Annotated in this window: 20 protein-coding genes; 13 read left to right on the top strand and 7 right to left on the bottom strand. The window is 77.0% G+C overall.

Going from position 1 to position 24,237, the window contains the following annotated elements:
* Positions 1-122 precede the first annotated feature (122 nt).
* The 4 genes from R3E88_09050 to R3E88_09035 are packed head-to-tail and all read left to right on the top strand — an operon-like array spanning position 123 to position 4,144.
* On the top strand, positions 123-977 hold the full coding sequence (locus R3E88_09050; protein MEZ4216612.1) for a DUF455 family protein: 855 nt from the start codon (positions 123-125) through the stop codon (positions 975-977).
* Positions 974-2,281 (top strand): hypothetical protein, encoded by a 1,308-nt coding sequence (locus R3E88_09045; GenBank protein MEZ4216611.1) that lies wholly within the window; start codon positions 974-976, stop codon positions 2,279-2,281. Before R3E88_09050 ends, R3E88_09045 begins: the two co-directional genes overlap by 4 nt.
* 16 nt (positions 2,282-2,297) lie before the next feature.
* Positions 2,298-3,446, top strand: a complete 1,149-nt coding sequence (locus tag R3E88_09040; protein ID MEZ4216610.1) for an endonuclease/exonuclease/phosphatase family protein — start codon at positions 2,298-2,300, stop codon at positions 3,444-3,446.
* Positions 3,443-4,144 (top strand): HAD family phosphatase, encoded by a 702-nt coding sequence (locus tag R3E88_09035; GenBank protein ID MEZ4216609.1) that lies wholly within the window; start codon positions 3,443-3,445, stop codon positions 4,142-4,144. The genes R3E88_09040 and R3E88_09035 overlap by 4 nt, the downstream gene beginning before the upstream one ends.
* An 18-nt stretch (positions 4,145-4,162) precedes the next feature.
* Here R3E88_09035 and R3E88_09030 read toward each other — a convergent pair whose 3' ends face one another.
* Positions 4,163-5,242, bottom strand: coding sequence for a ferredoxin--NADP reductase (locus R3E88_09030; GenBank protein MEZ4216608.1), 1,080 nt, complete (start codon positions 5,240-5,242; stop codon positions 4,163-4,165).
* A gap of 482 nt (positions 5,243-5,724) precedes the next feature.
* On the opposite strand from R3E88_09030, the gene R3E88_09025 reads away from it, so the two are divergent.
* Genes R3E88_09025 through R3E88_09015 form a run of 3 tightly spaced genes read left to right on the top strand, consistent with a single transcriptional unit; the run spans position 5,725 to position 9,484 of the window.
* Positions 5,725-6,762 carry an exosortase/archaeosortase family protein gene (locus R3E88_09025; GenBank protein ID MEZ4216607.1) on the top strand — a complete coding sequence of 346 codons (1,038 nt, stop codon included), beginning with the start codon at positions 5,725-5,727 and terminating at the stop codon, positions 6,760-6,762.
* Positions 6,759-7,463, top strand: coding sequence for a hypothetical protein (locus R3E88_09020; GenBank protein ID MEZ4216606.1), 705 nt, complete (start codon positions 6,759-6,761; stop codon positions 7,461-7,463). The genes R3E88_09025 and R3E88_09020 overlap by 4 nt, the downstream gene beginning before the upstream one ends.
* On the top strand, positions 7,460-9,484 hold the full coding sequence (locus R3E88_09015; GenBank protein MEZ4216605.1) for a sulfatase-like hydrolase/transferase: 2,025 nt from the start codon (positions 7,460-7,462) through the stop codon (positions 9,482-9,484). Before R3E88_09020 ends, R3E88_09015 begins: the two co-directional genes overlap by 4 nt.
* Before the next feature lie 6 nt (positions 9,485-9,490).
* Here the strand turns inward: R3E88_09015 and hemF are convergent, their stop codons facing one another.
* From hemF to R3E88_09000, 3 genes are all read right to left on the bottom strand, one after another.
* Positions 9,491-10,459: an oxygen-dependent coproporphyrinogen oxidase gene (gene hemF, locus R3E88_09010; GenBank protein MEZ4216604.1), complete on the bottom strand. Its 969-nt coding sequence runs from the start codon at positions 10,457-10,459 to the stop codon at positions 9,491-9,493.
* Between the two features lie 64 nt (positions 10,460-10,523).
* Complete coding sequence (locus R3E88_09005; protein ID MEZ4216603.1) at positions 10,524-10,805, bottom strand: hypothetical protein; 282 nt, start codon at positions 10,803-10,805, stop codon at positions 10,524-10,526.
* A gap of 1,777 nt (positions 10,806-12,582) precedes the next feature.
* On the bottom strand, positions 12,583-12,864 hold the full coding sequence (locus R3E88_09000) for a hypothetical protein (GenBank protein MEZ4216602.1): 282 nt from the start codon (positions 12,862-12,864) through the stop codon (positions 12,583-12,585).
* Between the two features lie 313 nt (positions 12,865-13,177).
* Here R3E88_09000 and R3E88_08995 point away from each other — a divergent pair, with 313 nt between their 5' ends.
* The 3 genes from R3E88_08995 to R3E88_08985 all read left to right on the top strand — a co-directional run bounded on the left by R3E88_08995 (position 13,178) and on the right by R3E88_08985 (position 16,950).
* A complete protein-coding gene (locus R3E88_08995) occupies positions 13,178-14,302 on the top strand; it encodes a phosphoserine transaminase (protein MEZ4216601.1) in 1,125 nt (374 codons plus the stop codon).
* 63 nt (positions 14,303-14,365) lie between these two features.
* Entirely contained in the window at positions 14,366-16,201 is a 1,836-nt protein-coding gene (locus R3E88_08990; protein ID MEZ4216600.1) for a hypothetical protein, read from the top strand.
* A complete protein-coding gene (locus tag R3E88_08985; protein ID MEZ4216599.1) occupies positions 16,198-16,950 on the top strand; it encodes a single-stranded DNA-binding protein in 753 nt (250 codons plus the stop codon). Before R3E88_08990 ends, R3E88_08985 begins: the two co-directional genes overlap by 4 nt.
* Here R3E88_08985 and R3E88_08980 read toward each other — a convergent pair.
* A complete protein-coding gene (locus tag R3E88_08980; protein ID MEZ4216598.1) occupies positions 16,947-18,254 on the bottom strand; it encodes a sodium:proton antiporter in 1,308 nt (435 codons plus the stop codon). The genes R3E88_08985 and R3E88_08980 overlap by 4 nt on opposite strands.
* Positions 18,255-18,457: 203 nt before the next feature.
* Between R3E88_08980 and R3E88_08975 the strand changes: the two genes are divergently transcribed.
* A complete protein-coding gene (locus R3E88_08975; GenBank protein ID MEZ4216597.1) occupies positions 18,458-19,231 on the top strand; it encodes a peptidylprolyl isomerase in 774 nt (257 codons plus the stop codon).
* A 72-nt stretch (positions 19,232-19,303) separates the two neighbouring features.
* Here R3E88_08975 and R3E88_08970 read toward each other — a convergent pair whose 3' ends face one another.
* A complete protein-coding gene (locus R3E88_08970; GenBank protein ID MEZ4216596.1) occupies positions 19,304-19,711 on the bottom strand; it encodes a hypothetical protein in 408 nt (135 codons plus the stop codon).
* Between the two features lie 210 nt (positions 19,712-19,921).
* Here R3E88_08970 and R3E88_08965 point away from each other — a divergent pair, with 210 nt between their 5' ends.
* Both R3E88_08965 and R3E88_08960 read left to right on the top strand, forming a co-directional pair.
* On the top strand, positions 19,922-21,598 hold the full coding sequence (locus tag R3E88_08965; protein ID MEZ4216595.1) for a hypothetical protein: 1,677 nt from the start codon (positions 19,922-19,924) through the stop codon (positions 21,596-21,598).
* A gap of 106 nt (positions 21,599-21,704) precedes the next feature.
* Complete coding sequence (locus R3E88_08960; GenBank protein ID MEZ4216594.1) at positions 21,705-23,357, top strand: hypothetical protein; 1,653 nt, start codon at positions 21,705-21,707, stop codon at positions 23,355-23,357.
* Here the strand turns inward: R3E88_08960 and R3E88_08955 are convergent.
* The gene (locus tag R3E88_08955) at positions 23,354-24,205 is read right to left on the bottom strand and encodes an alpha/beta fold hydrolase (GenBank protein ID MEZ4216593.1); all 852 of its coding nucleotides are present in this window, start codon (positions 24,203-24,205) and stop codon (positions 23,354-23,356) included. The two genes, R3E88_08960 and R3E88_08955, sit on opposite strands and share 4 nt — an antisense overlap.
* Between the last annotated feature and the right edge of the window lie 32 nt (positions 24,206-24,237).

Genomic DNA, 24,237 nt, shown 5'->3' with positions numbered 1-24,237 from the left:
CGTGCGCGGAAGCAGCGAGTCCGGCCGATCGCCGCCCGACCCTGCCCGCGGCCGCGGGGCGACGCGGTGCGGAGCATCGCCCGGATCGAGGCGACGCGCCCCACGCCGCTACCCTGCGCGCGATGTCCGACCCCGACACGAGCCTGCGCGCGCGCTGCCTGGCGATCCTCGCGAGCGGCGAGCTCGACGCGAAGCTCGCGCCGCTGCCCGCCGACCTCGACGACGCGCAGCCGGGCCCCGCGGTCGACGTCGACGGCCCCGAGCGCGCCCCGGCGATCGCCTTCGCCGCGCGCGCGCCACGCCTCCCGCTCCCTCGCGAGCTCGGCCGGCCCGAGGCGCGCATCGCGTGCCTCGCGCGCTTCGCGCACCACGAGCTGATGGCGGTCGAGCTCTTCGCGTGGGCGCTGCTGCGCTTCCCCGACGCACCCGCCGCGCTGCGCAGAGGCCTCGCGCGCGTGATCGGCGAGGAGCAGCTCCACTGCCGCCTCTACCTCGCGCGCCTCGACGCGCACGGGGCGCGCCTCGAGGGCCACGCCCACGTGCCCTACTTCTGGAACCAGGTGCCCGCGCTGCGCGCCTCGCCGCACGGGATCGCCGCCTTCCTCGCCGGCATGGGACTCACGCTCGAGCAGGCGAACCTCGACTTCACGCTGCTGTGGCGCGACGCGTTCCGCGCGGCCGGCGACGAGCCGAGCGCGCGCGTCTGCCAGCGCGTCCACGACGACGAGGTGGGACACGTGCGCTTCGCCGCGGAGTGGCTGCGGCGCCTCGCACCGGGCGCCGACGACGCCGAACGCTATGCGCGCTGCGCGCCCTTCCCGCTCGGCGCGAACCGCGCCAAGGGACGGCGCTTCGCCGTGGCCCCGCGCGAGCGCGCGGGGCTCGACCGCGCGCTGATCGAGCACGTCCGCCGGGCGCGCGCCCGTCCGGGCGCGCGGCGCGCACCGCGCGCCGACGACGGCCCGACGCCCGCGTGACCCGCCTGCTCGTGCTCGCGAACCTCGGCGCCGAGGAGGGCGAGGCGTGGAGGGAGGCGGCGCGCACGCCGCGCGTCGCCGCCGCGCGCGCGCTGTTCGGCGCGCTCTTCGGCGAAGGCGCGGAGCTCGTCGCCGAAGACGGAGTGCGACGCGCCTCGCCGCACGCCGAGCCCGCCTTCCCGTGGTGCGCGGCCGCGGACGCGCCGACCGGCGCGGGTGCCGCGCGGCCTTCGACGACCGCGACCGCGACCGACGACGCGCCGGCCGCCGCCGACGCGAGCGACGACGCGCCCGGCGGCATCGCCTGGCTCGGCGACGAGGCCGCGCGCGAGACGCTCGCCCGCCTCGGTGCGCGCTGGCGCGGCGCGCCGCCCGCGACCGCGATGGCGCTCCACGACAAGGCCTTCGCGGCGCCGGCGAGCGGGCCCGCCGTCGCGCCGCGGATCACATGCTATGCGGCCGAAGCGCTCGCCCCGGGCGCTCCGCGGAGCGCGACGCTCTCCGACGTGCAGGCGCGCATCGACGCGTGGCCCGCGTGGATGCGCGCGCACGCGTGCCTCAAGCCGCGCCTCGGGACGAGCGGGCGCGGGCGCCTCCACCTGCGCGGCGGGCGCGTCGCCGACGCGGCACCGCGCGCCGCGCTCGAGCGCGCGCTCGACCGGCTCGCCGCGCGCGGCGGCGCCGTGCTCGAGCCGTGGCTCGAGCGCACCGTCGACCTCTCGGTCGCCTTCCACGCCGGCGCGCGCGGCGCGGGCGGGGGTGCGCTCGCCCTGCTCGGGAGCCTGCGCGCGATCACGAGCGCGAGCGGCGCGCCGCGCGGCCACCGCGGCGAGATCGACGCGCGCGGTCGCGTGTTCTCCGGCACCTCGTGGGACGATGCGGCGCGGGGAGCGGCGGCCGAGCTGGTCGCCGCCGCGAGCGCCGCGGGCTACGGGGGCCCGTGCGCGGTCGACGCGTTCGCGTACCTCGACCGCGGTGGCGCGGCGCCCGTCGAGCGGCTGCGCCCCGTCGTCGAGCTGAACGCGCGCTTCACGACCGGCATCGCGGCGCTCGGCGCGCTCCGCCGCTCGCGCGTCGCGATCCGCCACGCCCTCGGGCTCGCTCCGGGCGAGCGCGTCGCGTTCGTCGTCGCGTCCTGCGCGCCCGAGGGTGGATGGCACGAGCACGTGGCCGCGATGCGCGCGCGAGGGTCGGCCCCCGCGCTCGTCCCGGTTCCCACGTGCGCGGAAGCCGGCAGCGCCGACGCCGCGATCGTCGCCGCGCGCGAGGCCGCCGCGCTCGACGAGCTGTGCGCGGCGCTGTGATACGGTCGCGCGCCCGATGCGCCTGCGTCTGCTCACGCTGAACGTCTGGGGTCTCCCCGCACCGCTCAGCCACGCGCCCGAGGCGCGCGCGCGCGCGATCGGCGAGCGGCTCGCGTCGCTGTCGCTCGACGTCGCCGCGTTCCAGGAGGTCTGGAGCACCGAGCAGGCCGCGTTGCTCGCGGAGCACGGCGCGCGCGCGGGGCTCGTGCACGCGTGGAGCGAGGGCGCCGGCATCGGGAACGGCGGCCTCGTCCTGCTCTCGCGCTGGCCGATCGAGCGCGCGCACTTCGAGCCGTTCCTGCTGTGCGGCCTCCCGCAGCGCGTCGCGCAGATGGACTACTGGGGAAACAAGGGCTTCCTGACGACGCGGCTCGCGACGCCGGCCGGCGCGCTCGACGTGATCGCGACGCACCTGCACGCCGCCTACGGCTACTCGGGCTATGCGGACGAGTTCGTCGGGCACCGCATGGCGGAGATCGTGCAGATCGCGGCGGCGGTCGCCGCCACGCCGCTGCCGATCGCGGTCGCGGGCGACCTCAACGCCTACTCGTACCGCTCCGAGCTCACCGTCGCGCGCGGCGCGACGGGGCTCGTCGACGTCGCTCGCGCGCTCGGGAAGGCGGAGGCCTCGGTCGTCCCGCAGTCCGCCTATCGTCCTCGCGAGAACGCGCCCGGCCCGCGCATCGACTACGTGCTCGTGCGACCGGGCGCGTCGCTCGGGCTCGCGCCCGTCGACGTCGCGCGCGTGCTCGACGAGGAGATCGTGATCGAGGGGCGGCGCGCGGCCTACTCCGACCACGCCGGCATCCTCGCCGAGCTCGAGCTGGGCGGCCCCGGGACGCCGCTCCCGGCGCCCGACGAGCGCGCGCTCGCGCGCGCGCGCCGGACGCTCGCCTACGGTCGCCGCATCGCGGCCGCGCGGCGCCGCAAGCAGCAGGTCGCGGCGCTCGGCGGCGGCGCGATCGGCACCGCTTGCGTGCTCGCCGCGCGCACGCGGCGCCGCGGCGCGCAGCGCGCGCTCGGGCTCGGGCACGCGGCCGCCGCCTTCGCCCCGAGCGCGCTCGCGCTCGGCCTCGCCGAAGGCTTCACGCCGCGCGAGCTGCGCGCCTACGACCGCGTCGACGAGATCCTGGCGCACCTCGAAGCGCTCGGCGCGGCGCGATGAGCGAGCCGACGGCGCGCACACCGCGGGCCCGCTCGCACCTGCGGGCGGTCGTCTTCGACCTCGGCGGCGTCGTGCTCGGGTCACCGCTGCACGCGATCGCGCGCTACGAGCGCGCGAACGGGCTGCCCGCGAACGCCGTGAACCGGGTCGTCGCGCAGACCGCGCCGCACGGCGCGTGGTCGCGCCTCGAGCGCGGCGAGCTCGCGCGCGACGCGTTCTTCGCCGAGTTCGAACGCGAGTGCCGCGCGGCGGGGCACGCGGTCGATGCGCGCGCGATGTTCGCGGAGATGGAGCGCGAGGCGCAGCCGCGCCCCGCGATGCTCGACGCGATCTCGCGCCTTCGCGCGCACGGGCTCGCGGTCGCGGCGCTCACGAACGACTGGTCGACCGACGGTGCGCGCGGCGCCGCGGCGGCGGGCACGCCGGAGCCCGTCGCGAGCGCGCCCGCGCACGCCCTCGCCGCCCACTTCGACGTCTTCGTCGCATCGAGCGTGGTCGGGCTCCGGAAGCCCGACCCGCGCATCTACGCGCTCGCGTGCGAGCGGCTCGGCGTCGCGCCGCCCGCGGTGGCCTTCCTCGACGACATCGGCGCCAACCTCAAGCCCGCGCGCGCGATGGGCATGACGACGATCCGCGTCGTCGAGCCCCTCGCCGCGCTCGCCGAGCTCGAGGCGGCGGTGGGATTCCCGCTTCGTTAGGTGGGCGGGCGCGGCGCGTCAGTCGGGGTACTCGACCTCGACCTCGTCGCTCGTCGGCACGGACTGGCACGTCAGCACCCAGCCCTCGGCGAGCTGCTTGGCGTCGAGTGCGTCGTTCGCGGCCATGCGGACCGAGCCGCGCACGAGCTTCGCCATGCAGCAGCTGCAGTAGCCCTCCTCGCACGCGAACGGCGGCTCGAGGCCGGCCTCGCGCGCCGCGGCGAGCAGCGTCTTGCCGGCCGCGTAGGGGACGTCGTGGTCCTGACCGTCGAGGCGGACGCGCACGGTGGCCGGCGCCGCGTCGCCCGCCTTCGATTCGGGCGACGCGTGCACGGCGCCGTGCGGATCGCCGATCGACACGAAGCGCTCGACGAAGATCTGCCCGTCCGGGACGCCGAGCGCGCCGAGCGTCGACTCCACCGTGTCCATGAACGGCGTCGGGCCGCACACGTAGAAGTCGGCGTCGAGGTCGGCGCCCACGTAGGCGCGAACGCCCGCGGCGTCGAGGAAGCCGTGGTCGACGTCGAGGCGGTGGACGACCTCGAGCCGGTCGCCGTGCGCGGCCGCGAGCGCGTCGAGCTCGTCGCGGAAGATGATCGAGCCCGCGTCGCGGTTCGCGTAGACGAGGCGGACGCGCCGGGACGTGCGCGCGAGCGCGGACTTCACGATCGAGATGACGGGCGTGATGCCGCTGCCGGCGCCGAAGAGGACGAGCGGCGTCGCGCGGTCCTGCAGCACGAAGACGCCCGCCGGCCGCATCGTCTCGAGCACGTCGCCCGCGCGCACGCGGTCGTTCATCCAGTTCGACACGCGCCCGTCGGCGACGCGCTTGACGGTCACCTTGTGCTCGGTGTCCGTGTCGGGCGAGCTCGCGAGCGAGTAGCAGCGCACGAGCCGTTCGCCGGCGACCTCGAGGCGGAACGTCAGGAACTGGCCCGCCTCGTAGCCGAACTGCGCGCGCAGGTCGGCGGGGACGTCGATCACGAACGAGCGCGCGTCGGCCGTCTCCTCGATCACGCGCGCGACGCGCAGGGCGTGATAGGGGCCCGCGCCGCTGCTGCCGTGCGCGGGCGCGGGCGAATCGGGTGCTTCGGGCACGGCGGTCATGCTCGTCTCCACGGAGGACGTCCGGGCGTCCGCGGCGGTCGGGTGCGCGGTCGGATGCGGCGCCGCGCGCGAGGCGCGCGGCGTGCGCGCGCTCCGGCCGCGCGCGAGGCGCGAGCCCGGGCACGCGAGCGGCGCGCAACCTACCACCGAGGGGAGGGAGCGCCAACCGCGCGCGCGCGGCCGGTTGCCGCTGCGGTGCGCGTCTGCGACGTTCCTGCGCTCGCGCACGCTCCTCGCGCCGCCGGTGTCCGTGCATCCCGTGCGGCGACCGCGCGGCATCGGCGGGCGGTCGCACCTCGGGGCGAAGGTCGAGGCGAAGGTCGAGGCGAAGGTCGGGGTGCCGATCCGGCGGCACACCGCTCGCGACGCAGGGCCCGGCCGAGCGCTCGCGGCAAAGGCGGTGCCTCCCGCGATCCGATGCGGCGGTCGTCGGCTCGACGGCCGGACGAGCAGCGAGGCGGGATCGGCGATCGATGGCACGCAGGTACCACCCCGTACGCTGGCTCGACGTCGCCGTCGCCGCCGTCGTCGGCTTCCTCGTCGCCGACAGTCCGCTCATGCCCCGCTCGACCGGGCCGAAGCTCGCGATCGGGACGATCACGGCGGCGCTCTTCCTCTGGTTCCGCTCCACGCACCCCGACCAGGGCGTCGCCGCGACGACGCGCGGCCTGGGCTCCGGGCTGCGCGACTTCGCGCGCGCGCTGCCGGTGCCCGTCTGGCTCTGCGTCGGCGCGTGGCTCGCGCTGTTCGGGCCCACGCTCGCGTGGATGTACGAGAAGTGGACGGGCAGCTTCTGGTCCAACAACCACAGCCTGATCGTCGCGGTGCTGATCGTGCTGCTCGCCCGCGCGCGGCTGCGCCGGTTCAGCGGGCCGCCGCAGGACGCGTCGCTGCTCGGGCTCCCCTTCCTCGTCGCGGGCCTCGTGCTGCTCGTCGGCGACTACGGCATGCGCAGCCAGCAGATCGCCTCGATCGGCCTCGTCGCGACGCTCCCCGGCATGTCGCTCCTTCTGCTCGGGCGCGCGCGCACGCGCGCCCTGTGGCTGCCGCTCGCGATGAGCGTCTTCCTCGTCCCGCTCCCGAGCCTCGTCTCCAACCACATGTACCTGCGCACGATCACCGCCGACTGGACGGTCGCCGTGCTGCAGGCGCTCGGCGTGCGCGCGAGCCTGTTCCACTCGCTGATCGAGATCCCGGACACGGTGTTCGTGGTGTCCGAGGCGTGCAGCGGGTTCTCGACCTTCGTCGCGGCGATCGCGCTGAGCCTCTTCCTCGTCGCCGCGACGCGCTCGACCGCGCGCCGCATCGCGATCGTCGCCGCGATCGTCCCGCTCACGCTCGTCGCGAACACCGTGCGCGTGGTGCTGCTCGTGTTCCTCACGCGGATCGCGGGCACCCAGATCCTCGACACGATGGCGCACGAGGGCTCGGGCGTGGCGACGTTCATCGTCGTGATCGGCACGCTGTTCTGGATCGCCGACCGCCCGCACCTCTCCGAGGCGTTCCGGTGAGCGTCGCGTCGGGACGCCATGCGCCGATCGTGCTGGCGACGCTCGTCGCCGCGGGCGCGGCGATCGCGGCGATCGTCGCGAAGCCGCGCATGGCGGAGACGTGCGCCGACCCGGGCGCCTTCCTCTCGGTCGAGAGGCTCGCGGCGCTCGAGGTGCCGGGCTACGCCGTCGCGGACCTCGGCGCATCCCGCGCAGACGATGGCGACGGCGACGCGGGCGGCGGGGGTGCGCCGTCGCCGCGCGCCGAGCGCCGCTCGCGCCGCTCGCTCGACGGCGTGCTCCGGCCCGCCGTGGCCGCCGACGGCGAGCTGTTCGTCACGGTGCGGCGGACCTTCCTGCTGCCCGTCTGGCTGCTGCGGCCGACGTATGCACTGCCCGGCCCGGGCGAGCCCGACGCCTTCGAGCGCGTCGATCTCGACGTCGACGGCGAGCGCGTCCCCGTGCAGATCGTCACGCAGTACCTGCGCGGCGAGCAGCGCTTCGCCGCCTACGCCCTCGCGTACGACGGCGCCCCCGCGACGTCGGGCTTCTGGACGCGCGTCGCCGAGACGCCCTCGTCGCTGCTGCACGGCACGAAGCCGATCGCGTTCATCGGCGCGTCGAGCGTGACGAGCCCCGTCAGGGTCGCGCGCCAGCGCGAGACGGCGCTCGCGTTCGTGCGCGCCGCATGGCGGCACTACCGGGAGACGTGCACCCCGTGAGCGCGCGCCGCGCCCCGCTCGCCTGGTGGGCCTGGGGTCTCGCGTGCGCCGCGGTCGCGACCGCGCTCGACGCCGCGCTGCTCGAGGCGACGCGCGGCGGCTTCGGCAACGGCTTCGGCGGGATCCTGCTCGACACCGCCCCGCTGCGCGCTCGTTATGCGGGAACGGCTCTCGTCGCGAACGGCTTCGCGGTCGCGCTCGTCTTCGCCTGCGTCGCGCCGCTCGCGCGCGCGCTCACGACGCGCCCGCACCGCGTCCTCGCCGCGAGCGTGCTCGCCGCGCTCGGCGCCGCCGCCTGGGCCGACGTCTTCCTCTACCAGCTGCACGCGACGATCGGCGCTCTGATCACGCCCGGCGTCGCGATGGAGCTCGCGGGCCACGACGTCTCGTCGTTCGACGAGGCGGGCGCGATCGCGGGCGCCGTGCTCGGCGTCGGCGGCGTCGCGAGCTCGATCGCGCTCGTCGCGGGCATGCGATTCGCCGACCGGCTCGCGGCCCGCTCCGGCCGCGCCGCATCGCGCGGCGTCGGCGCGGCGCCCGCGCGGCCGCGCGCGCGGGGGCTCGCGCTCGTCGCGCTCGCGCTCGCCTTCGCGACGGCCTTCGCGCTCGGCGGCGCGAGCCGCGGGGCGCGCACCGTGCGCGAAGCGCTCGAACTCCAGCCCGCGTCCGCGCTCCTCGTCGCGGCGGTCGAGCGCGCGACCGACGTCGACCGCGACGGCGCGGGCTGGCTGTCGCGACCGCCCGACGCCGCGCCGTTCGACGCGGCGCTGCACCCGCGCGCGCTCGACCTCCCCGGCAACGGCATCGACGAGGACGGCGTCGCGGGCGACCTCCCGCGCGGAGCCGCGCCGCCCGCTCCCACGCCGGCTCCCGAGGCGCCGGCGCACGCCGCCGCGCGCACGCGACCGCACGTGCTCGTCGTCTACCTCGAGAGCTTCCGCTACGACGTGCTCGGCCGCTCGCTCGACGGCCGCCCCGTCACACCCTTCCTCGACGCGCTCGCGCGCGAGGGCGCGAGCACGGCGCACGCGTGGGTGCACAGCCCGTACACGACGCGCTCGCGCGCGCAGCTGTTCGGCGGGACGCTCGCGCCGCATCCCGGCCAGCGCACGTGGATCGACGACTTCGCCGCGCGCGGCTACCGCACCGCGCACTTCTCCGGGCAGGACGACTCGTTCGGCGACAGCGAGCCGCTCCTCGGCACCGCTCGCGCCGACCGCTTCTACGATGCGCGCAGCGACACGGCGCAGCGCACGTCGCGCTCGACCGCGCCCGCGAGCCTGCAGGTGTCGTGGAAGCTCCTGCTCGCGCGCGTGCGCGCGTTCCTCGCCGAGGTGCGCTCGAGCGACCCGCTCTTCCTCTACGTGAACGTCGTCGACACGCACTACCCGTACTGGCACGAAGATCTCGATCGCGTGCTCGACGTCGACCCCGTCGACCGCAGCGAGATCCGCGCCTGGAACCGGGAGGCGGTCTGGCGCACGTACCTCGCAGCGGCCGCCAACGTCGACCGCGCGGTCGAGGCGCTCGTCGGGAGCTTCCGCGAGGCGGTCGGCAACACGCCGCACGCGATCGTCGTGACGGCCGACCACGGCCAGTCCATCTACGACGACGGCTCGCTCGGGCACGGCCGCCGGCTCGATCGGCTGCAGACGCACGTTCCGCTCGTCGTCGCGGGGCTCGGCGGCGACTGGCCCGAGCCGATCGGCGCGGCGGACCTGCGCGGCCTCGTGCTGCGCGCCGTCGACGCGAACGCGCGCGGCGGCGTGCGCTTCGTGCCCGACCCGGAGCGGCGCGTGTTCCAGTACCTGCCGACGCTCGAGGCGCCGAGCCTGCTCGGGTGGCGCTCGCTCGACGACGCGTGGATCTACGACTTCGCGCGCGGACGAGCGACGCACGAGGACGGGAGCGAGGTCGCGCCGGACGACCCGGAGCTCGTCGGACTGCTCCACGCGTGGGAGGCCCTGCGCGTCGCGACCGAGGGAGACGCGCCGACCGCACACGCCGCGATCGATCGCTAGGCGACGCTAGGCGAGCTCCGCGAGATGCGCTTCGTAGGGGTGGCCCGGCGACATCGGCTCGTCCGCCCAGTCGCGCGGGCGCAGGAAGTCCGTGTAGAGGCGGTCCTCGTCCGAGCGCGGCGCCGGGCGGTGGTCGTAGTGCCAGGCGACGAGGGGCGGAAGCGACGCGAGCACCGACTCCGTGCGCGCCCCGGCCTGCAGGCCGAAGCGCGTGCCGCGGTCGTACAGCAGGTTGAACTCCACGTAGCGCCCGCGCCGGAAGAGCTGGAAGGCGCGCTCGCGCTCGCCGTGGGGCGTCGCCTTGCGCTCGGCGAGGATCGGCAGGTACGCGCGCACGAACGCGTCGCCGACGCTGCGCACGAAGCGCAGCCCGTGCGCGGCGCCCCCCTCGTCGAGGTCGTCGAAGAAGATCCCCCCGATGCCCCGCGGCTCGCCGCGGTGCGGCAGGAAGAAGTACTCGTCGCACTGCTTCTTGAAGCGCGCATAGCCGTCGGGGCCGAAGTGCGGCACGACGGCGGCGCGCGCGACGCGGTGCCAGTAGCGGGCGTCGTCCTCGAACCCGTAGTAGGGCGTCAGATCGAAGCCGCCGCCGAACCACGCGACGGGCTCGCGGCCCGGCGCGAGCGCCTCGAACATGCGGAAGTTCGCGTGGCAGGTCGGCGCGTACGGGTTGCGCGGGTGCACGATCAGCGAGACCGAGACGGCCTCGTAGCGCCGGCCCGCGAGCTCGGGGCGACGCTCGGTCGCCGTCGCCGGCAGGCTCACGCCCTGCGTGTGCGTGAAGTTCACGGCCGCCTTCTCGATCACCGCGCCGTCGACGAGGACGCGCGGGCGCGACAGCCCGCCGCCCGGCCGCGCGAGATCCTCGCGCACGAAGTGGGCGCTCGCGTCCTCGGCTTCGAGCGCGGCGCAGATGCGCTCCTGCAGGTCGAGCAGGTACGCGCGCATCGCCGCACTCGCCGTCGCTTCCGCCATCGCCCCTCCCGCTCGCCGGCCCCGGCACGCGCCCGGGCCCGGTGCGCCCGCGCCGCGGCCGAGCTTAGCGATCGCCGGCGCTCGCGAGGTCGACGCGGCGGTGCGCATCGTCGACGCGGGCCACCACCTCGCGCTCCTCGCCCGACGGCGACCGCGCCGAGAAGCGGTGCTCGCCCGGCGCGAGTGCGACCTCGGCGATCGGCGCGCGCCCGAACAGCGCGCCGTCGATGCGCACCTCGTCGCCCTCCCGCGCGACGATCCGGACGAGCACGGGCGCGCCGCGCTCGATCGCGATCTCGGCGGGCGGCCGGCGCCCCGCCACGGCGCGGAGCGCGGGCGGGATCACCTCGCTCTCGACGTCCGCCTGCGCGCCGGTCGCGCTCCGCTCGGGAGCGCGCGCCGCGGGCTCGGCCGCGGGCGGTCGCGCCGCCGGGATCGCGGCGGTGGACGCGGACGACGGTGCGGGCGCGGGCGCGGGCGCGGCCTCGGCGGGCGGCTCGACGGCGAGCGCGGCCCCGGTCCCGGCGGGCAGCTCGACTTCGCGCCTCGGCGGCCCTCGGTCTCGGCGGGCGGCTCGACTTCGCGGGCGGCCTCGGTCCCGGCGGGCGGCTCGACGGCGAGCGCGGCCGCGTCGCCGCGATCGCGCGCGGCAGCGTCCGATGCGGCGCGCGCTTGCGCGGACGCGCCGTCCGCCGCCGCCGGTTCCGGCGCAGCGCCGGCCGCCTCGCGCAGCGCCGCCGCGCGAGCGGGAGCGGCCGGCTCGGGCGGCGGCGACGGCGCGGCGTCGAGATCGACGAAGCGAGCGGTGTGGGCGGGCGCGGAGGCGGCGCGTCGGCGATCGGTCGCCCACAGGAACGCCGCGGCGAGCGCGAGCGCGACGGCGAGGGCACCGAGCAGGTACGGGAGCGCATCGCCCGCGCGACGCGGTGCCGCCGCTCCCGCCGCCTGCCGGTCGGCGCGCGCGGCCCGCACGCGGCGACCCGCCGCGCGCTCGGCGCTCGGGGCACGCGCGGCAGGCACCGCCCGCGCGACAGGCGTCGCTCGCGCGGCGGATGCCGGGCGCGCATCGGTCGCGGGCGAGACGCCCGCGCGGCCCGCATCCCGTCCGGACTCGCGAGCGGCGTCGCGCGCCGAGTCGCGAGCCGCGTCGAGGCCGCGTCGCGAGCCGCGTCGCGAGCCGCGTCGCGAGCCGCGTCGCGCGCGTCCGCACTGCGCGCGGCCGAGCGCCGCCGCGCGACGGCGAGCGCGAGGTCTTCGTCGGGCAGGTCGACGAGGCGCTCGACGAGCTCGCCGCTCCGCTGCGCGATGCCGCGCGCGACCGCATCCGGGCGGAGCGCGCGCGCGTGCTCGTGGGCGCGCGCGGCCTCTTCGGGCTGGAGCAGCACGTCGGCGAGCTCGTGCACGCGGGCCGGCACTCCCTCCGACAGCGCGTGCACGCGCGCGAGCGCCGCGTCGTCGAAGCGCGCGAGCACGTCGCCCGCGAGCGCGCCGCGCGCGGCCGCGACGCGCGCGGCGACGTAGGCGGCGGTCTCGTCGCGCGTCATCGGCTCGCGCAGCCAGACCTCGCGCGCGCCGACTCCGAGCGCGGCGACGAGCGCGTCGCCTCGCTCGTCGTCGCCCGCGACGAGCAGCAGGCGCAGCGCGCCCTCGCCGAGCGCATCGACGAGGCTCGCGAGCGACGCAGCGGGGAGCAGCTCGGCGTCGTCGACGACGACGAGCAGCGGGCGATCGGCAGAGGCGCGCGCGAGCGCGGCCGCGCGCGCGTCGCCCGGCGCGGAGGCATCGACGCCGAGCGCACCCGCGATCCACGCCCACAGATCGCGCGGCGCGAGCGACGGAACCGGCACGTGCACGACGGCGTGCTCGCGGCGGAGGCGCGCGGCGACGGCGTGCGCGACGAGCGTCTTGCCGATGCCCGCCGGCCCGCGCAGCAGGGCCGGGGAGTCGCCGCGCCGAAGCGCCTGCTCGAGCGCGGTGAGCGCGGCCTCGGTGGCGGGCCGCGGGACGTAGGCGTCGACGTCCGGCGTCGCGCGGAAGGGGTCGAGAGCGGGCATGGTCGTGGGTGTCCGAAAATGCTTCGTGGTGACTCGATGGTTCCGCCGCAAGTGCTCGTGTCGACGAGGTTACTCCGCTCCCGTCGCGTCCTCGTCGCGGATCTCCACCTCGCGCTCGCCGGCGCGCGGCCGCAGACGCACGCGGACGGCGTCGGGCGCGAGCGCATCGCGTCCGTCGACGCGCCGCGTCTCGAGCACGACCAGCGCGGGCGTGTAGCCGTCGCGCTTCACGAAGACCTTGTGGTCGCGGTCGGCGCGCAGCTCGAGCTCGCGCGGCGCGCCTTCCGCGCGCGCGCCGTCGACGTACACCTCGACCGCGCCCGGCCCGACGTCGAGCGGGACGACCTGCATCGGCGCACACGCGAGCGCGGCGAGCGCGGCGCCCGCGGCGAACGCGACGCACTTCCCGGAGCCCCGACCCGATCGCCCTTCGCCGCGCCGTCCGCGTCGTCCGCGTCGTCGGCATCGCCCGCGCATGCACGCACCTCCCCTGCCCGTCGCGCGCGGTCGGCCGCGCGTCGCGCGCGCCGTTCGCCGCGCGCGGCAGAACGTAGACGCTCGCGGCGCGCGCATCCCGCCGACGCGCGGCCGCGATAGACTCCGCCGCCCCGCGTCCCCGCCGCCCGCGCCCGGCCTCCGCCGCGCGCGAACCGGAGCGATCCCCATGAAGCCCCCGTCGCTGCCCGCGCGCCCGCAGTTCTCGTCGGGGCCGTGCGCGAAGCGCCCCGGCTGGACGACCGCCGCGCTCGACGCGGCGCTCGTCGGCCGCTCGCACCGCAGCAAGCCCGGCAAGGCGCGCATCGCCGAGGTGATCGAGCGCTCGAAGGCGCTGCTCGGCATTCCCGGCGACTACCGCGTCGCGGTCGTGCCGGCCTCCGACACGGGCGCGGTCGAGATGGCGCTCTGGTCGCTGCTCGGAGAGCGCGGCGTCGACGTGCTCGCGTGGGAGAGCTTCGGCAGCGGCTGGCTCTCGGACGTGCGGGGCGAGCTCGGCATCGCCGACGCGCGCGCGCTCGTCGCCGACTACGGCGCACTGCCCGACCTCGCCGCCGCCGACTTCGCGCGCGACGTCGTGTTCACCTGGAACGGCACCACGTCGGGCGTGTGCGTGCCGGACGCGCGCTGGATCCCGCACGACCGCGAGGGCCTCGCGATCTGCGACGCGACGTCGGCGGTGTTCGCGATGGAGGTCGAGTTCGCGAAGCTCGACGTGGTCACGTGGTCGTGGCAGAAGGTGCTCGGCGGCGAGGCGGCGCACGGCATGATCGCGCTGTCGCCGCGCGCGGTGGAGCGACTCGAGCGCTACACGCCGCCGCGGCCGCTCCCCAAGATCTTCCGCATGGCGAAGAAGGGCGTGCTCGACGAGGCGCTGTTCGACGGCTCGACCATCAACACGCCGTCGATGCTGTGCGTCGAGGACGCGCTCGACGGGCTGCGCTGGGCGGAGTCGATCGGCGGCCTTCCCGCGCTCGTCGCGCGCTCGCGGAGCAACCTCGCGGCCGTGACGGGCTGGGTCGAGCGCAGCCCGTGGGTGCGCTTCCTCGCCGCGCGCCCCGAGACGCGCTCGTCGACCTCGATCTGCCTCGCGCTCGCGGCCGACGGCGTCGACCCCGACAAGGCGGCGAAGGCGATCGCGAGCCTGCTCGAGAGCGAGCGCGCGGCCTACGACATCGGCTCGTATCGCGACGCACCGCCCGGCCTGCGGCTGTGGGGCGGCGCGACGGTCGAATCGAGCGATCTCGAGGCGCTCTTCCCGTGGCTCGACTGGGCCTGGGAGCAGGTGCGCTGAGCGCGCCGGGCGGCAGCGCACGGAGCGCTTGCCCGCGCGCGCCCGGGCGGTGAAGCTCCGCCCGTGACGTCGTCCACTCTCGCGCTCTTCGCGCTCACGACGCCGCTCGCGATCGCGGCGCTGCTCGCCGCGGTCGCCGCCGTGCGCGACCGCGACGGCCGGCACCTCGCGCCCCTCGCGCTCGCCGCGCTACTCGCGGGCGCCACGCTCGTCGCGCCGCCGCCCGCGCCGACGTCGCTCGAGGCCGCGCTCGGCGGCGCGTCGACGGCGTTCCTGCTGCGTCTCGGCGCGCACCTCGCCGCGCTCTGGGCCGCGCTCCTCGCGACGCGCTCCGTGCACGAGCGCAACCGCGCCGAGCACGTCCAGTGGACGAGCATGGAGGCCCTGCGCGCGCTCTCCGACCAGCTTCGCGCGGCGAGCACGGGCCCCGCGGAGAGCGCGCTCGCGGAGGCCGACCGCCTGATCGCACTCGGCTGCGAGCGGCTCGGCTTCGAGGGCGGGCTCCTCGTCGCGCGCACGGGCGGCGCGCTCGAGATCCTGTGTGCGCGCGCGCCCGACGACGTGCCGGAGCTCGCACCCGGACCGCGCCCGGAGCTCGCGCGCACGCTCGTCGCGCGCTGCCTCGACGCGGCCGACGCCGTCGCGGTCGACCGCGCGAGTGATGGCCACTGGACCACGCACCCCGAGCACGCGCCGTTCGCGTGGGAGCGCTTCCTCGGCGTGCGCGTGCTGGCCGCGGGCGGCGCCGCGCCCGCGCGCGATGTGGGCGAGCCGGCGCGCGACGCGGTCGCCCTCGCCTTCTTCGATCGCGCGCCCGCCGCGGAGCGGCTCGGCGCGACCGAGAAGTCGCTGCTCCACGTGATGGCGTCGTGGCTCGCCGAGCGCGCGGCGAGCGAGCAGGCCGCGGGCGAGCTCGCCGCGCGGGTCGCGCGCGAGAGCGACAAGCCGCTCGCGCCCGCCGCCGACGCGGCGCCGAGCCCGGCGAGCCGGGCGGCGCTCCCGGATCTTCCGGCGCGCCCGGCTCGCGAGTCGACGAGCGAGGGGGCGCGCGAGGCGGCCGCGCCGCCCGCGCCGGATGCGTCCGGCGCGGAGGCCGCGCCGCCCGGGCCGGCTGCGTCCAACGCGCCGCCCTCACGGCTTCCGAGCGACGCGCCCGGCGCGAGCGGCGCCGAGGTGCGCGCCGACGCGCGGCCCGACGTCGCGGAAGCCGGCGCGCCTCCGGCGATCGAGCTCGACCGCGCCGCGGACGGGCTCGCCGACGAGCTCGCACGCGCGCACGCCGTCGCGATCGCGCGGCACGCGGGCGCGCGCGCGGCGCGCGTCGCGATCGAGCCCGGCGCCCTCGAGCGCATCGCGGCGAGCCTCGTCGCGCACGCCGCCGACGTCGCGCCGCGCGGGCGCCGCGGCGCGCCCGCGCTCGAGCTCTTCACGGGGCTCGTCGCCGCGCTCGACGACGACGCGCCGGCGTTCGCGACCCTCGCCGTGCGCGCGCGCGGCGCCGCGCTCGACGCCGACGCGCTCGCCGCGATCTACGAGTCGGGGACGGCCGCCGCGCCGGAGGCGCCTCGGCGGCTGCCGCTCGCGCGCGTGGTGCGACTCCTGCGCGCGGCCGGCGGCGATCTCTCGCTCGAGTCGGAAGAAGGCGTCGGCACGACGTTCACCGCGTTCCTGCCCGTGGCCCGCCCGAGAGGCGACGGCGATGCCCGCACGAGTGGCCGCGAGGCGGACGCACGAGCGAGAGCGAGCGCCAATGGCGCGGGCGCAGGCGATGCGAGCGGAGGCGGCGCGGGCGCACCCGATGCGAGCGGACCCGATGCGAGCGGACGCGACGGCGAGCGCGCGCCGGGCGCCGGGCCGCGCGCGGGCGCTCCGCGGACCGACGGCGCGCTCGGCGCATGAGCGGCGCGTCCGGCGTCGCGCGCCGCCTCGAGCGCGCGGCGCGATCGCTTCGCGACGAGGTCGACGCCCTGCGCTTCGCCGCGCCCGTCACGCACGTCTACGACCCCCTCGCCTACGCGTGGCGCGCGCACCGCGCGTACCTCCAGCGCTTCGGCGCGGCGCGCAAGCGCGTCGTGTTCGTCGGCATGAACCCGGGCCCGTTCGGCATGGCGCAGACGGGCGTGCCGTTCGGCGAGGTCGCGCACGTGCGCGACTGGCTCGGGATCGAAGCGCGCATCGATCGGCCTGCGCGCGAGCACCCGAAGCGCCCGGTCGAGGGCTTCGCGTGCGCGCGCAGCGAGGTGAGCGGCGCGCGCCTGTGGGGCGCCGTCGCCGCCCACTGGGAGCGCCCCGAGCGCTTCTTCGCCGACCACTTCGTCGCGAACTACTGCCCGCTCGTGTTCATGGAGGAGAGCGGGCGCAACCGCACCCCCGACAAGCTCCCGGCGCGCGAGCGCGAGCCGCTCTACGCGGCCTGCGACCGGCACCTCGCGGCCGTCGTCGACGCGCTCGAGCCCGAGTGGGTGATCGGCATCGGCGCGTTCGCCGCGGCGCGCGCGGAATGCGTGCTCGGCGACCGCGTGCGGCGCGGGAGCGTGCTGCACCCGAGCCCGGCCAGCCCGCGCGCGAACCGCGACTGGGCGGGCGAGGCGCGCGCGCAGCTGCGCGCCCTCGGCGTGTGCGGCGCGGGCGGGCGGGCCGCTCGTTAGTCGGTAACGACCGCGTGCGCGTGCGACGCGCCGGGCGCGTTCGCGAGGCCGAGCCGCCGCAAGAGCGGCGCCATCGTCGCGCCCTGCACCGCGATCGAGAACACGACCACGACGTACGTCGCGAGCACGATCCCTTCGTAGGTGGCGAGGTCGCGCGCGCCCAGCGTCTCGCGCAGCGACAGCGCGAGCGCGACGGAGATGCCGCCGCGCAGGCCGCCCCACGTCATCACCTTGATCGCGTGCGGCGTGAACGGGCGGAAGCGACGCAGCGCCTGCACCGGCAGCGCGACCGCGAGGAAGCGGGCGAGCAGCACGATCGGCACGGCCGCGACGCCGACGGCGAGCCACGCGGGCGCGAAGTCGATCACGAGCACCTCGAGCCCGATCAGCACGAAGAGCACCGCGTTCAGCATCTCGTCGACGAGGTGCCAGAAGGTGTCGAGGTGCTCGCGCGTCTTCGGCCCCATCGCGAAGCGGCGCCCGGTGTTCCCGATGAACACGCCCGCCACGACCATCGCGAGCGGCCCCGACACGTGCAGCGCCATCGCGAGCGAGTAGCCGCCGGCGACGAGCGCGAGCGAGAGCAGCACCTCGACCTGGTAGTCCTCGATGCTCTTCATCATCGCGTAGCCGACGCCCCCGATCGCGAGGCCGTAGGCGACGCCGCCGATCGCCTCCATGGCGAAGAGCTGCGCGATGCCCGCGGCGTCGGGCGCGTGGCCGTGCGCGTCGCCGCCGACCGCGATCGCGACGAGCGCGAGGAAGACGACGACCGCGACGCCGTCGTTGAAGAGCGACTCGCCCGCGATCTTCGTCGCGAGCGTGCGCGGCGCACCGAGCGACTTCAGGATGGCGAGCACGGCGATCGGATCGGTCGGCGAGATCAGCGCGCCGAACACGAGGCAGACGGCGAACGAGACGTCGAGGCCGAGCGCGCCCGCGACCGCATGGAGCAGCGCGCCGACGATCGCCGTCGACAGCAGGAGGCCGAGCGTCGCCGTCAGCGCGATGACGCCCTTCTGCTCGAAGAGGTCGTCGAGGTCGACGTGGAGCGCGCCCGCGAAGAGCAGGAAGCCGAGCATCCCCTCCATCAGCGCGCGGTCGAACGAGACGGCCTCGAGCACCTTCACCGCGCGCTCGCTGACGCCCGGCCAGACGGCGCCCGCCGCGATCACGACCAGCGACGCGGCGAGCCCGAGCGCCATCAGCCCGATCGACGACGGGAGGCCGAGGAAGCGATGGTTCACGTAGCTGAAGGCGGCCGCGATCGTGATCAGCAGCGCGGCGAGCTGGAACGGATCCATCGCATCGCGTGGTAGTCGAGGCCACCGGGCGTCGCAAGGCGCGCGGCGCGCGCGGCGCGCGGCTGGCCGTCGGCGCGGGCGCCGTTACCCTTCGCGCCCCGTCGGCGCCCCGCGCCCGACGCGACGAGGACGCCATGCACCGAGCCCTCTCCACGTTCCGTTCCCCGCGCGGCGCCGCGCGCCGCACTGCCGCGCGAAGCGCGGTGGCGATCGCGAGCGCACTGCCGCTGCTCGTCGCGCTCGCGTGCGGCGACGGCGACGCCGTCGCCGCGTCCGGCGCGCACGCCGAGCACGACGGGCACGCACACGAAGGCGCCGCGCACGAGGGCGCGGCCACTCCCACCCCGGCGCCGAGCGCCGAGCAACCCGCGGCGCCCGGCGCCGCACGACCGGAGGCGCGCAACGCCGTGCAGCAGATCGACGACTTCATCGCGAGCCAGGACATCGACAAGACGAACCCGAGCTGGCGGCTCTCGCTCCCGAAGCCGCCGAAGGCGACGTTCGACGCCGGTCACACCTACTCGTGGCTGCTCGAGACGAACCACGGCCAGATCAAGGCGAAGCTCTTCACCGACACCGCGCCCATGCACGCGTCGAGCACGATCTACCTGACGCGCCTCGGCTTCTACGACGGCCTCGGCTTCCACCGCGTGATCCCGGGATTCATGGCGCAGGGTGGCGACCCGATCGGCAACGGCACGGGCGGGCCCGGCTACAAGTACGAGGGCGAGTTCGCGGGCGGCCGCTCCCACGACGGGCCGGGCAAGCTCAGCATGGCGAACGCGGGCCCGGGCACGGACGGCAGCCAGTTCTTCCTGACCTTCACCGAGACCGCGTATCTCGACGGCAAGCACACCGTGTTCGGCGAGGTCACCGAGGGCATGGCGACGCTCGGCGAGCTCGAGAAGCGCGGCTCGCGGAGCGGGCGGACGAGCGAGCCGCTCGAGATCCGCCGCGCGACGATCGTCGTCGAGTAGGCGGCGGGCGCGCCGGGTCGGCCGCGCCTCGCGCGCGCGTCGACCCGGCGGAGCGGACCGCGAGAGTCCGACCTAGCGAAGCTGGATCTTGCCGCCGGGGCCGAGCGGGCCGCCGGTGAGGTCGGGCGTCGGCACCACGATGCGCGACGCCTCGCGGCGCTGCATCTCGCGCGCCTCCTCGACCATGCGATCGACGGCCTTCTGGATCGCGTTCGGGAACTCGTCGAGCGCGGCGGCGAGCGTCGTCGACTCGAGCCGCGCCTGCACGGGCAGCAGGCCGGCCTGGGTGAGCAGCTGCGTCTCGGCCAGGAAGAGCGTCTCGCGCGACGGGTCGTCGCTGCCGTCGGCGCGGATCGGGACGAGGCGGCGGATCGTCGCGGCGCGCAGGTCGGTCACGACGTCCTCGCGGTAGAGGTTGTCGCGGTCGACCGCGAGCTCGGCCATCGACCGGGGATCGTTGGGGCTCTCGGACTCGCTCATGGCTTCCCTCTCGTTGCGTTCCGCCGGCGCGTCGTCGCGCTCCACCGGCAGACCGTCGTGTTCCGGCGGCGGCCGCCGGCGGTGCACGGCGGCGCGCGGCGCCGCGATGCGGAGCGCGCCGCGGGCGCGCGCCGGTGCGGGCGAAGGGCGGAGACTACCCCGCGCATCCGGGCCGCGCGAACGCGCGCGTCGGTTACCCTCGCCGCGCGCATGGCGACCTCGAGCGCGACGCAGCCGACCGATCGGCCTCCGCGGTGGCTCTGGCTGCTTCCCGGCACGATCGCCGCGTTGCGCGCGCTCCCGTGGATCGCGACGTACGCGAGCGATCCGGGCGCGGGGTCGGCGCTGCTCCACGTCGGCTACATCCCGAAGGATCTCCTGCAGTACGTCGCGTTCGCGCGCGAGAGCGCGGCGACGGGCGCGCTGTTCGTCGCCGATCCGTTCACGACCGAGCCCCAGGACGGGCGCTTCGCGCTGCCGCTGCTCGCCCTCGTCGGCGCCGTGCACGCGCTCGCCGGCGGCGCCCTCACGACGTGGCTCGAGCTCGCGCGCGTGCCGCTCCTCTTCGCGTGGTTCGCCGCGCTGTGGCGCGTGCTCGCGCTCTTCGTCGCCGCGCCGCGCGAGCGCGCGCTCGCGTGCGTGCTCGTCGCGTTCTCGGGCGGGCTCGAAGTGCTGGCCCGCCCACTCGGCGCGGCCCTCCCCGTCGAGGCGCGCGCGGAGCTCGCGCAGGCCACGTGGCAGATGAACGGGTGGACGAGCTTCGCGGCCGCCTACAACCCGCTCTGGCTCGCGGGCGGCGCACTCGCCCTCTCCCTGCTCGCGCTCGCGTGGCGGACGGACGGCGCCGCTGCGCGCACCGCCGCCGCGCGCGGAGCCGCGCTCGCCGCGGGCCTGCCCGCGCTCTACCTGCTCCACCCGTACTCGGCCGTCGCGCTCGGCGCCGTGCTGCTCGCGCACCTGCTCGTCGAGCTCGCGCGAGGGGACGCGGCGCGCGACGTGCGGACGGGGCTGCGCGCGCCCGCGATCGCCGCCGGCGCCGCGGCCGGTGCGCTCGCGGTCGCCGCGCTCGCCGGCTGGCAACGCCGCGACCCCGTGTTCGCGACGACCGCCGCCGCGGCGCTCGGCGACCAGCAGCTGTCGCCGTTCTGGTACCCGCTCGTCTACGGCGGCCTCTGCGTGCTCGCGCTGCGCGGCGCGCGCGACTGGGTGCGCGGCGCGCATCCGCTCCGCTTCGCGCTGCTCGCGTGGATCGGCGCCGCGATCTGGCTGCACACCTCGTCGCTGCTGAACGGCTACCACTTCGCCGCGCAGCTCCACGTCCCGCTGTGCATCCTGGCCGCGCCCGCCTTCGCGCGCGCGTGGAGCGACGCGCGCGCGCTCCGCCCCGGTGCGCTCGCGCTCTGCGCGGCGACGCTCGCCGCGCCCGTGCTCCACACGGCCGAGTCCGTCGTCGACGCGCGCGACGGCGCGCACCGCGTTCCCGCCGAGTACGCGGCGATCGCCGACGCGCTCGCCGCGCGCCCGCCCGGAAACGCGCTCACCGGGCCGCGGCTCGGCAACGTGCTGCCCGCCTTCACACCGCACCGCGTCTACGTCGGCCATCACTTCCTGACGCCGCGCTACCGCGAGCGGAGCGAGCAGGTGGCCGACTGGACGACGCGCGACGACGACGCGGCGCGCGACGCGCTGCTCGCGCTCGTGCGCGACGCGCGCATCCGCTACGCGGTGCTCCCGACCGGGCGCGCCGCGCCCGGCATCGCGACGCTCGCCGCCCGCGCCGTCCACGCGCAGGAGATCGGCCGCTACACCGTGCTCGAGCTCGCGTGCGAGGCGTGCGAAGGGAACGCGCGCGGTGAGGAGGAGGCCCGTGGCGCGGGCGGCGAGTGAGCGCGGGCCTGCGACGGAGGACCGCGCGGGCAGCGACCGAGCGGGCGGCGACCGCGCGGGCGGCGACCGAGCGGGCGGCGACCGAGCGGGTGCGGACCGCGCGGCGGTGCGGCGCGCGGCGGCGCTCGCCGCGCTCGCCGCCGCGATCGCGGCCGCCTACCCGCCGCTCCTCGTGTACGCGCGCGCGGGCCTCGCCGGCGCCTTCCGCATGCTCGCCGCCGACTCCTTCTACTACCTCGCGATCGCCGATCGCTCGCGCGCCTTCCCGGGCTTCACGTTCGACGGCGAGCGCGCGACGAACGGATTCCACCCGCTCTGGGAGTGGGCGCTCGCGCTCGCCACCTCGGCCTTCGACCTCACGCGCGCGCAGCAGATCGACGTCGCGTTCCTCGCGAGCGTGGCGCTCGTGTCGCTCGGCGCCGCGGCCTTCGCCGCGGCGTTCGCGCTCGCGACCGGGCGCGCCGCGCTCGCCGTGGTCGCCGTCGCGCCCGGGCTCTACGCGCTCGTCGTTCCGGCGTTCAACCCGCACTACGGCTCGATCTGGTCGTTCGCGAACGGGATGGAGACGCCGCTCTCGCTCGCGCTCGGCGGCGCGCTCGTGCTGTTCGCGTCGGGCGGCCCGCGCGGGGCGCCGCTCGATCGCCGCCTCGCGCACCCGTTCGCCGCCGCGCTCGCGACCGCGCTCGTGCTCGCGCGGCTCGACGACGCGCTGCTCGTCGTCGCAGCGGCGGCGTGCACGGCCGCGTCGGCGCGCGACGTGCGCGGCGCGATCGCGCGCGCGGTGCGCGTCGCGTGGGCACCCGCGCTCGGCGTCGGTGCGCTGCTCGCGTACAACGCGAGCTACTCGGGCATGGCGATGCCGGTGAGCGGCGCGGCGAAGTTCGGCGGGGAGGTGCCCGCCCTGCTCCGCAACGGCTACGCGCTCCTCACGACGCTGCTCCCCTTCGCCGACCCGCTCGGGCGCGGGGCCGTGCTGTGGAGCGAGCAGGCGTACCGCGTCGCGCAGATGGTCGTGCCGTGTGGCGTCGCGCTCGCGTGGCTCGTCCGCGAGCGCCGCGCGCGGCACGCGGACCTCGACGCGCGCGTGCGCGCCATCGCGACCTGGCTCGCCGTCTACGTCCTGCTCAAGGGAGGCTACGGCTTCGCGGCCGTGCACCTCTGGCACCAGGGACACTGGTACTACCCGCTGTCGATCCTCGCCGCGAGCGGCATCGGCGCCCTGTGGATCTCGCGCGCGCTCGCGCGCGTGGCCGCGCCCGCGCGCGCGGCGGCGATCGCACTCGCCGCGCTCTTCGTGCTCGCCCGCGCGAACGCCTTCGCCGAGACGAAGCTCGAGAGCTCCGTGCACGACGTCTACCTCGCGTTCTGGACGCGCGGGCCGATCGTCGACGCCGCGCTCGACGCGGCGTGTCCCGGCTGCGGCGTGCTCGAGATCGACGACGGCATCGTCGCGCACGCGCTCGCGCGCCCCGTCATGAACGGGACGGGCCTCGCGCTCGACCGGGAGGCGGACGCCGCGCGCCGGCGCGGCGAGCTCCTCGCGATCGCGCGGGCGCGCGGCTTCACGCTGCTCGCGACCGTCGGCTACCCGCTCGAGGTCGACGCCGCGCTCCCGCCGTCGGACGCGCTGCGCGCCGCCTACGGCCGCCTCTCCTTCCTGCGCGCGCAGCCGCTCGACGCCTGGTCGTTCGAGGAGGTCCACCGCGACCCGGCGACCGGCGTCCGCTTCGTGCGCTTCACGCCCCGCGGCGCTCGCTAGGCGTCGCCGCCGACCTCCTCGACGAAGGCGCGGACCGCCGCGAAGTAGGCGTCGGGCGCGTCCTGGAAGATCCCGTGCCCGCAGCCCGGAAAGCGCACGAGCCGCGCGCCTGGGATGCCCGCCGCGAGGTCCTCGGCGTCGGCGATGGGCGTGATCGGGTCCTCCTCGCCGCCGAGCACGAGCGCGGGGCACGCGATGCGCGCGAGCGCGTCGCGATAGTCGAAGCGCCCGTCCTCGCGCGCGCCGTAGTGCATCAGGACCTCGGGGTGGACCACCTGGCGCGCGAGCACGTCCGGGTCGCGCGGCGCGCGCGCATAGCAAGGCCAGCAGTGGCGGGCGTAGTCGGCGAGGGCTTCCGCGTCGGGCGCCGTCCAGAAGCGCTCCGCCGCGTCGCGCGCGCGCGGCCCGCCGAGCCGCTCGAACGCGGCGAGCACGCGCGGCAGCGTGACCGTCGCCTGCGTGCTCGACAGCACGAGCGCGCGCGCGTGCCCGGGGTGTCGCGTCGCATAGGCGAGCGCGACGATCCCGCCGAACGACACGCCGAGCACGATGGGGCGCTCGATGCCGAGCGCGTCGCAGAACGCGCGCACGTCGTCGCCCCACTGCGCGAGGTGCCAGTGGTCGGTCGCGCCGCGCTCGCTGCGCCCGTTGGCGCGGTGGTCGAGGTACACGAGCTGGGCGACGTCGCGAAGCCGCCCGAACGCGGGCTTGAAGTACGAATGGTCGGCGCCCGGCCCGCCGTGCAGCAGCACGAGCGTCGGCTTCGCGCGCATGCGCGCCCCGTCGACCGCGAGCGCCTCGCCATCGACGTCGAAGTAGAGCCGCACTCCGTTCACCGTCGCGTACACGGCGCGGCAGCCTAACGAACAGAACGGGCGAG

The sequence above is a fragment of the Myxococcota bacterium genome, from assembly GCA_041389495.1.
In the GTDB taxonomy this organism is placed as follows: Bacteria; Myxococcota_A; UBA9160; order UBA9160; family UBA4427; genus JAWKRT01.
This window is presented reverse-complemented; position numbering and strand designations above follow the sequence as displayed.

Coding starts and splice junctions, on each gene's coding strand:
- R3E88_09025 (MEZ4216607.1), top strand. CDS start 5,725: ATGGCACGCAGGTACCACCCCGTACGCTGGCTCGACGTCGCCGTCGCC.
- R3E88_09035 (MEZ4216609.1), top strand. CDS start 3,443: ATGAGCGAGCCGACGGCGCGCACACCGCGGGCCCGCTCGCACCTGCGG.
- R3E88_09050 (MEZ4216612.1), top strand. CDS start 123: ATGTCCGACCCCGACACGAGCCTGCGCGCGCGCTGCCTGGCGATCCTC.
- R3E88_09000 (MEZ4216602.1), bottom strand. CDS start 12,864: ATGCAGGTCGTCCCGCTCGACGTCGGGCCGGGCGCGGTCGAGGTGTAC.
- R3E88_08970 (MEZ4216596.1), bottom strand. CDS start 19,711: ATGAGCGAGTCCGAGAGCCCCAACGATCCCCGGTCGATGGCCGAGCTC.
- R3E88_09040 (MEZ4216610.1), top strand. CDS start 2,298: ATGCGCCTGCGTCTGCTCACGCTGAACGTCTGGGGTCTCCCCGCACCG.
- R3E88_08995 (MEZ4216601.1), top strand. CDS start 13,178: ATGAAGCCCCCGTCGCTGCCCGCGCGCCCGCAGTTCTCGTCGGGGCCG.
- hemF (MEZ4216604.1), bottom strand. CDS start 10,459: ATGGCGGAAGCGACGGCGAGTGCGGCGATGCGCGCGTACCTGCTCGAC.
- R3E88_08985 (MEZ4216599.1), top strand. CDS start 16,198: ATGAGCGGCGCGTCCGGCGTCGCGCGCCGCCTCGAGCGCGCGGCGCGA.
- R3E88_08980 (MEZ4216598.1), bottom strand. CDS start 18,254: ATGGATCCGTTCCAGCTCGCCGCGCTGCTGATCACGATCGCGGCCGCC.
- R3E88_08965 (MEZ4216595.1), top strand. CDS start 19,922: ATGGCGACCTCGAGCGCGACGCAGCCGACCGATCGGCCTCCGCGGTGG.